Origin of the sequence: Psychrobacter sp. Ps7 (assembly GCF_022129225.1) — a bacterium.
Classification (GTDB): domain Bacteria; phylum Pseudomonadota; class Gammaproteobacteria; order Pseudomonadales; family Moraxellaceae; genus Psychrobacter; species Psychrobacter immobilis_A.
The window spans coordinates 14,985-21,236 of record NZ_JADQAH010000050.1; the positions used below are offsets into that span (position 1 = coordinate 14,985).

Below are 6,252 nucleotides of genomic sequence, written 5' to 3' on the forward strand. Positions count from 1 at the left end.
AATACATACTACAGGGATCTGTATTTATGAAGGTAATTGCGGTATTGAATCAGAAGGGCGGCAGCGGTAAGACTACCATTGCAACGCATTTAGCACGGGGACTACAGCTAAAAGGTCATAGTGTGCTGCTGGTAGATAGCGACCAACAGGGCAGTGCGCGTGACTGGAGAGCAGTTGATGAAGACAATCCGGTACCAGTGATCGGGCTCGACAGACCAACGCTTGATAAAGATTTAAAAAGCGTCTCTGATAAAGATTATGTGGTGATCGATGGGTCACCGCAAGCCACCAGTTTGGCCATTTCAGCTATTAAAGCCGCTGATTTTATATTGATTCCGGTGCAGCCGAGCCCCTACGATATTTGGGCGACCAGCGATTTGGTTGATTTAGTGCAGCAGCGTATTGAGATGATGGATGGCCAACTAAAGGCGGCGTTTGTCGTGTCACGTGCTATTCAAAACACCAATATAGGTAAGGAAGTAGCGACAGCACTACTCGATTATAACCTTCCAGTGTTAGAGACCAGAGTGATGCAGCGTGTTGCTTATCCTAACAGTGCTGCCCTTGGTAAAACAGTATTTGATACCGAATCGCCTAATAGCAATGCGATACAAGAGATAACCGCATTGGTCAGTGAGGTTCAAACATTTTTTGGTGAGGAATAAGTTATGAGTTTATCAGCAGGTCGTCCTAGTAAGAACGTTAAGGATCAGTTAGCGCTATCAGATGTGACGGATAGTTCCAAAAAGACGGTACGAGTGAATTTCAATCTAGATGAAGATAAGCATGTTGCACTCAAACGGTATGCGCTTGAGAGCCGCAAAACGGTTACTGAGCTGTTGACTGAGATGATTGAGGAAAAGTTGGTTGAGCGATAGGTATAAAAAATTCGTTTTTCTATACCTATAAAAAGGATATGTATAAAAAACTCAAAAAATTACACATATCGTCGAACGCTGTGCACCTTACTAGTATCATCAGATGCTTGTTTTCTTAAGCCAGACGCAGAAGCAAGCTGTAAAGAAAATGCCCATGGCAAAACAAGCACTGTTTCCTATATCAGCACCATATAATAGAACCAAAAACGGTTAGCAGTGCTAAGGTATATTGCCCTTAATCAAAGCGTACTCAATAACGATTTAAGTTACACAAAACATAAGGGGCTTCTAGCCCCATCATTATTCCTATCTAAAAGCGAAAGAGGACTCCACCCGACATTAGGGTGGAGGTGAATTTCGCCTAGTGTTTATTATATTTTTATACAAATTAGCTACTGACTGTATGAAATCTAAATAATCTTTAGAATTTATATTCTATCAAACAAAATTAGTTGCGGTAATGAAAATCAACAAAGCGTATAAATTTAGGCTTGAGCCTAATGCAGAGCAACAGATTATTCTAAATAATCTTGTCGGCTCTGCACGTTTTGTTTGGAATCAAATACTAGCGATCTCATTTGAGATGTTTGCTAAAAATGAATTTATTAATGCCACCAACTTGGTTAATAAAATCATGGATCTAAAGAACAATCCTGATTTTGACTTCTTAAGAACCCATGCCAACGCCGTATCTTTACAACAAAAAGTACGTGATCTCGCCTCTGCTTGGTCACGATTTTTCGACCCTAAAGTTCATGCTAGGCTCAAAGAAAATAAAAAGAAGCTCCGAAAACCCAAGTTCTTTAAGCTAAGCGATGGCACAGAGATTCAACTACGACAACTGATGCCAAGATTTAAACGTAAATCCGATGGCTGCGACTCCATGCGCTTGGTTCAGTTTGATAAATATTGCCGTGTTGAGGGTAATCGCGTCAAACTACCTAATGGCGTGGGCTTTGTGAAATTTAGAAAATCGCAAGACATCATCGGCACCATTAAAAACATCACCATCAGCAAGAAATCAGGTCACTGGTACGTGTCGTTTGGCACCGAAACGCAGCTAACTGAAAATCCACGACACCCTGCCACAAGTGCCATCGGCTTGGATATGGGTATCACTAAACTCATTACCACCTCAGATGGTCAGCACATCAAACCCAAAAACAGCTTTAAAGCCAATCAAATTAAACTGGCCGCATTACAGCGCCAATTAAGTAGAAAAGTCTTATTCAGTCAAAACTGGAAAAAGCAGAACCGTAAGATTCAAAAATTACACCATCATATTGCCAATATTCGCCATGACTACTTGCACAAAATCACCACCACAATCAGCAAAAACCACGCCATGATTGCTTGTGAGGACTTAAAAGTAGCCAATATGTCGAAGTCTGCTAGTGGCTCTGCTACTCAGCATGGGCGCAACGTCAAAGCCAAGTCAGGATTGAATAAATCCATTTTGGATCAAGGCTGGGGCATGATGATTGATATGCTTGAGTACAAGCAGCACTGGCAAGGCGGGGTGCTCATTAAAGTAAACCCACGCTACACCAGCCAAACCTGCTCCCAATGTCAGCATATTACCAAAGAGAATAGACAAACTCAGGCTAAATTTGAGTGCGTCAAATGCGGGCATAAAGCAAATGCTGATGTGAATGCAGCTAAAAATATTCTTGCGGCAGGACATGCCGTTTTGTCTGCGGAGGGAGGATGCGGTAAAGGTCGCCCGTTGAAACAGAAAACTTGTGACATTCGTGAGAAAGTCGCCTAAGCGCTAACGCTTTTAGAATCCCCCACTTGAGCTTAGCGAAAGTGGTGGGAGTATGTCAAGAAAGTCTTGCTTTTTTAGCTTAAAGATACTTAATGAATCAACTACTGAGTCACTGTCACATCAAGCGTAACACGGCGGTTAGGCTGTAAGCAGTCGATCTCTTGTTGACGAGGTAGAGCTGTTGAGCATTGCTGCACAGGCTGAGTTTCACCAGCGCCATTAGCTGAGATGCTGTTTGGGTTCACTCCTTGATTCACTAAATAGTTCGCTACGGTACGCGCACGCTGAGTAGACAATCTCATGTTATACGCGTCATCGCCCTTACGATCAGTATGGCCAGTAATAACCACTCTAATATCCCCTGTTTGCTGATACTCCCTCAATTTTTGTGCTAAAGCGTCAAGCTCGTTTCTACCGTTTGGTAGTATGTTTTGAGCACTAGACTTATCAAAGGCAAATAAAGCATCAGCCCCTAAAGTAATACGCTCTGGTGCTGGCTGTACTGTTATAACAGGAGGAGATACGGTCGTCCCTTGGTTAGGGGGACAGCCAGCTGGCATCCAATAGAACTCTTGACCTTTATAATCTTTATCGAAGATGACTTTATATTGACAGATTTTTACTGACTCATCTGGCATATAAAACTTCATAATATAGTCCCACTCGCGCGCATACTGACCTTCTTTAAAATGAGGGCGACCAAGCAATTGATAAACGTCATCTTTATCAACACCAGGTCTCATTTTCGATAGGTTCTCGCTGTTAGGGAACTGACCTTGATCTTGCCAAGCAGCATCGAGCTCTGGAAAGACGATGTTTTGCATATCAACGCGACCGTCATCAGTAATGCCATTACTAAGGCTTTTCGTACCTAGACAGCCTGTCATCGCTAATGTAACTAAGCTTAGAGCACCTAGACTGGCAATTTTATTTATATAGTGGGTTTTCATATGGCTTCCTTTTTATATTCAATCAAATTATTAGGGTGGGTCTTCACCTTGTACTCTTACAAGATGAAGACGTTTAGCAGATAGCTAATACTGTTCTTAGAAATGGAAGCCTGCGCCGATTGCGCCGCCAGCATTACCTTGAGTATCTGCTGTACCAGTGATTTTCATGACCCAACGACCATTGTCAGAGACTTTTGAGAGTCCTACTGCTACCGCTCCTTCGCCATTGTAGGTTGCAATACCACCACCGATTAGTGATTTACCTGGAATGAATGATTGCGGTATTGAAGACATGGCCATCGCTGCTGAAATACCCGCGTTAGCATCATCTTCTACATCATCAATCTTATTGCTAAGATTGTAGCCAAAGTCTTTAAGCTGATTGACGTTCACAGCATCCGTACCATTGACACCAGGTCCAACATTAGTGATTGCTGTATTGGCCGCGTCGATACGCTCTGCGGTAATACTTGGGCCTGTGGCTTTGCCATCGCTATCAGTGAAGCTAACGCCAGCTTGATTGACGATTGTGCTGCCTGTACCTGCTGCTCCAGTGATTGTCATACCATTAGCACCATAGTCAGTGGTGTTGGTACCATTAGTGACGTTGGTGCCTGAACCGGTAACAGTAGTGACGTTAGTGACAGTAGTTTCTGAATCAGGAACTGTAGTGACAGTAGTTATGGTATTGCCTGCTGCGGTGCTGTTATTCGTATTACCATCGCTATTAGTGATAGTCGTACCAGTCGCCGTTAGGGCAGTTTCGTTACCATCATCGTCGGTAGCAGTGACGCTATCGACAACTAAGTCAGGATCAGTGGCCACTTCATAGTTGGTTGAACCCGCGGCATTAACGGTTTCAGTAACTACGATGTTGCTACCTTCGCTGACGGTGTTTTTACCAGCTGCCGCAGCATCGCCAACGGCCATAATGGCGTCGTTGATGTTGTCTTTACCAGTACCACCGATGTCATTATTGGTAAAAGCACCTGTTGTAGGATCATAGACCGTATCACCACCGATAATACCAGCGACACCTGTACCTTGTTCGAACAGCTGACTGCCATTGATGACATCACTACTATCTGCAGCTACTTGACCATCAGCAGCGCCAGTTAATACGCGATCACCATCTGTACCAGAGAAGTCAACACTAGTACCACCTGTCTGACCACCTACAGTAATAGCACCATTATCAGGGTCTTGACGGACGATACCTGCAGTACCGTTAGTTATATTTTCGATAGCGGTAGTGTTCTTATTGATGTTGGTGGTGTTATTAGTAATGTTGGTGGTGTTGTTAGATACATTACTATTAGTGGCTTGAAGCTGACCAAAGTTTACAGCGTCATCTGGAGCGTCACCAGCTGCAACTTTAGTGATCTTGTTGCCGCCATTATTCAGGCCTTTGTTAGTCAAGATAACTGGTTGACCATTATTAGGGCCGTTGAAGAAGACTAGACCATTATCATTAAGTAACGTATCACCGGTTCTGATTTCACCAGCTTTGATGTTAACGCCACCAATCTCAGCACTATCAAGACCGACTAAGTCTTTGTTCAGTTTAACTTGAACGCCTTCAGTAGTAGTTTCAGTAGTTAGGTTAGTATCACCAGTTACTGAAATAGTGTCGCCTAGCTGGAAGTTGTTGGCAGTAGTACCGTTACCAAAGTTAATACCGTCATTAACCTTGCCGTTAGTGGCTTGAAGCTGACCAAAGTTTACAGCGTCATCTGGAGCGTCACCAGCTGCAACTTTAGTGATCTTGTTGCCGCCATTATTCAGGCCTTTGTTAGTCAAGATAACTGGTTGACCATTATTAGGGCCGTTGAAGAAGACTAGACCATTATCATTAAGTAACGTATCACCGGTTCTGATTTCACCAGCTTTGATGTTAACGCCACCAATCTCAGCACTATCAAGACCGACTAAGTCTTTGTTCAGTTTAACTTGAACGCCTTCAGTAGTAGTTTCAGTAGTTAGGTTAGTATCACCAGTTACTGAAATAGTGTCGCCTAGCTGGAAGTTGTTGGCAGTAGTACCGTTACCAAAGTTAATACCGTCATTAACTGTACCGCTCAAGTCACTAATCGCGCTGTTAGTAGCAAATAATTGGCTCCCGTTGATTGCATCAGTACTAGTACCGCTGATACGTCCAGCAGCAACGTTAGTAATGGTGCGTTCATTGCCCAGACTACCCACACTGACTGTTCCGCGCGGTGCAATACCTGCGAAATCATATTTTGTGCCATTGAGAGTAACACTTGCTGTCCCAATCGCCGCCTCAGTGATGGCCGACTCACCTAAAGCCACTGAACTTTTATGCTCCGCTTTAGCATTACGCCCTAACGCTGTACTGCCAGGTGCAGTGGCATAGGCATCCTTACCTAAAGCAGTGCTGTACTGGCCTTGTGCACGAGAATTGGTACCAGTAGCAGTTGCACCGTACTGATCCGCTCTTGCACCGAAACCCACTGCCGTGGCTGAGTCTGCAAATGCTTGTGATGCAGCGCCTAATGCGGTTGATTCAGAGTTAGTTGCAGAAGCACCAGTACCCATGGCAACAGAATTATCACCTGTTGCTTGTGCAGTTTGACCAACAGCAGTGCTGTACTGGCCTTGTGCACGAGAATTGGTACCAGTAGCAGTTGCACCG

5 protein-coding genes are annotated in these 6,252 nt (G+C 44.0%); 3 read left to right on the plus strand and 2 right to left on the minus strand.

The genetic code is table 11. The features are described 5' to 3' along the window. The 3 genes from parA to I3257_RS12990 all read left to right on the plus strand — a co-directional run. Positions 1 to 665, plus strand: a 665-nt coding sequence (parA, locus tag I3257_RS12980; RefSeq protein WP_346014821.1) for a ParA family partition ATPase, incomplete at its 5' end; no start/stop codon positions are given. Between the two features lie 3 nt (positions 666 to 668). Continuing rightward, the gene (locus I3257_RS12985; protein ID WP_144297959.1) at positions 669 to 878 is read left to right on the plus strand and encodes a plasmid partition protein ParG; all 210 of its coding nucleotides are present in this window, start codon (positions 669 to 671) and stop codon (positions 876 to 878) included. Positions 879 to 1,338: 460 nt separating this feature from the next. Next, positions 1,339 to 2,646, plus strand: coding sequence for a transposase (locus tag I3257_RS12990; RefSeq protein WP_238050012.1), 1,308 nt, complete (start codon positions 1,339 to 1,341; stop codon positions 2,644 to 2,646). A 101-nt stretch (positions 2,647 to 2,747) separates the two neighbouring features. Here the strand turns inward: I3257_RS12990 and I3257_RS12995 are convergent, their stop codons facing one another. Together I3257_RS12995 and I3257_RS13000 are read right to left on the minus strand one after the other, a co-directional pair. Then, positions 2,748 to 3,596: an OmpA family protein gene (locus I3257_RS12995; protein ID WP_238050013.1), complete on the minus strand. Its 849-nt coding sequence runs from the start codon at positions 3,594 to 3,596 to the stop codon at positions 2,748 to 2,750. Positions 3,597 to 3,692: 96 nt separating this feature from the next. Continuing rightward, a partial coding sequence (locus I3257_RS13000) for a YadA-like family protein (RefSeq protein WP_238050014.1) occupies positions 3,693 to 6,252 on the minus strand: 2,560 nt, incomplete at its 5' end.

What these genes read in the sequence shown, in the direction of transcription:
- I3257_RS12985 (WP_144297959.1), top strand. Translation starts at nt 669, where the DNA reads ATGAGTTTATCAGCAGGTCGTCCTAGTAAGAACGTTAAGGATCAGTTA.
- I3257_RS12990 (WP_238050012.1), top strand. Translation starts at nt 1,339, where the DNA reads ATGAAAATCAACAAAGCGTATAAATTTAGGCTTGAGCCTAATGCAGAG.
- I3257_RS12995 (WP_238050013.1), bottom strand. Translation starts at nt 3,596, where the DNA reads ATGAAAACCCACTATATAAATAAAATTGCCAGTCTAGGTGCTCTAAGC.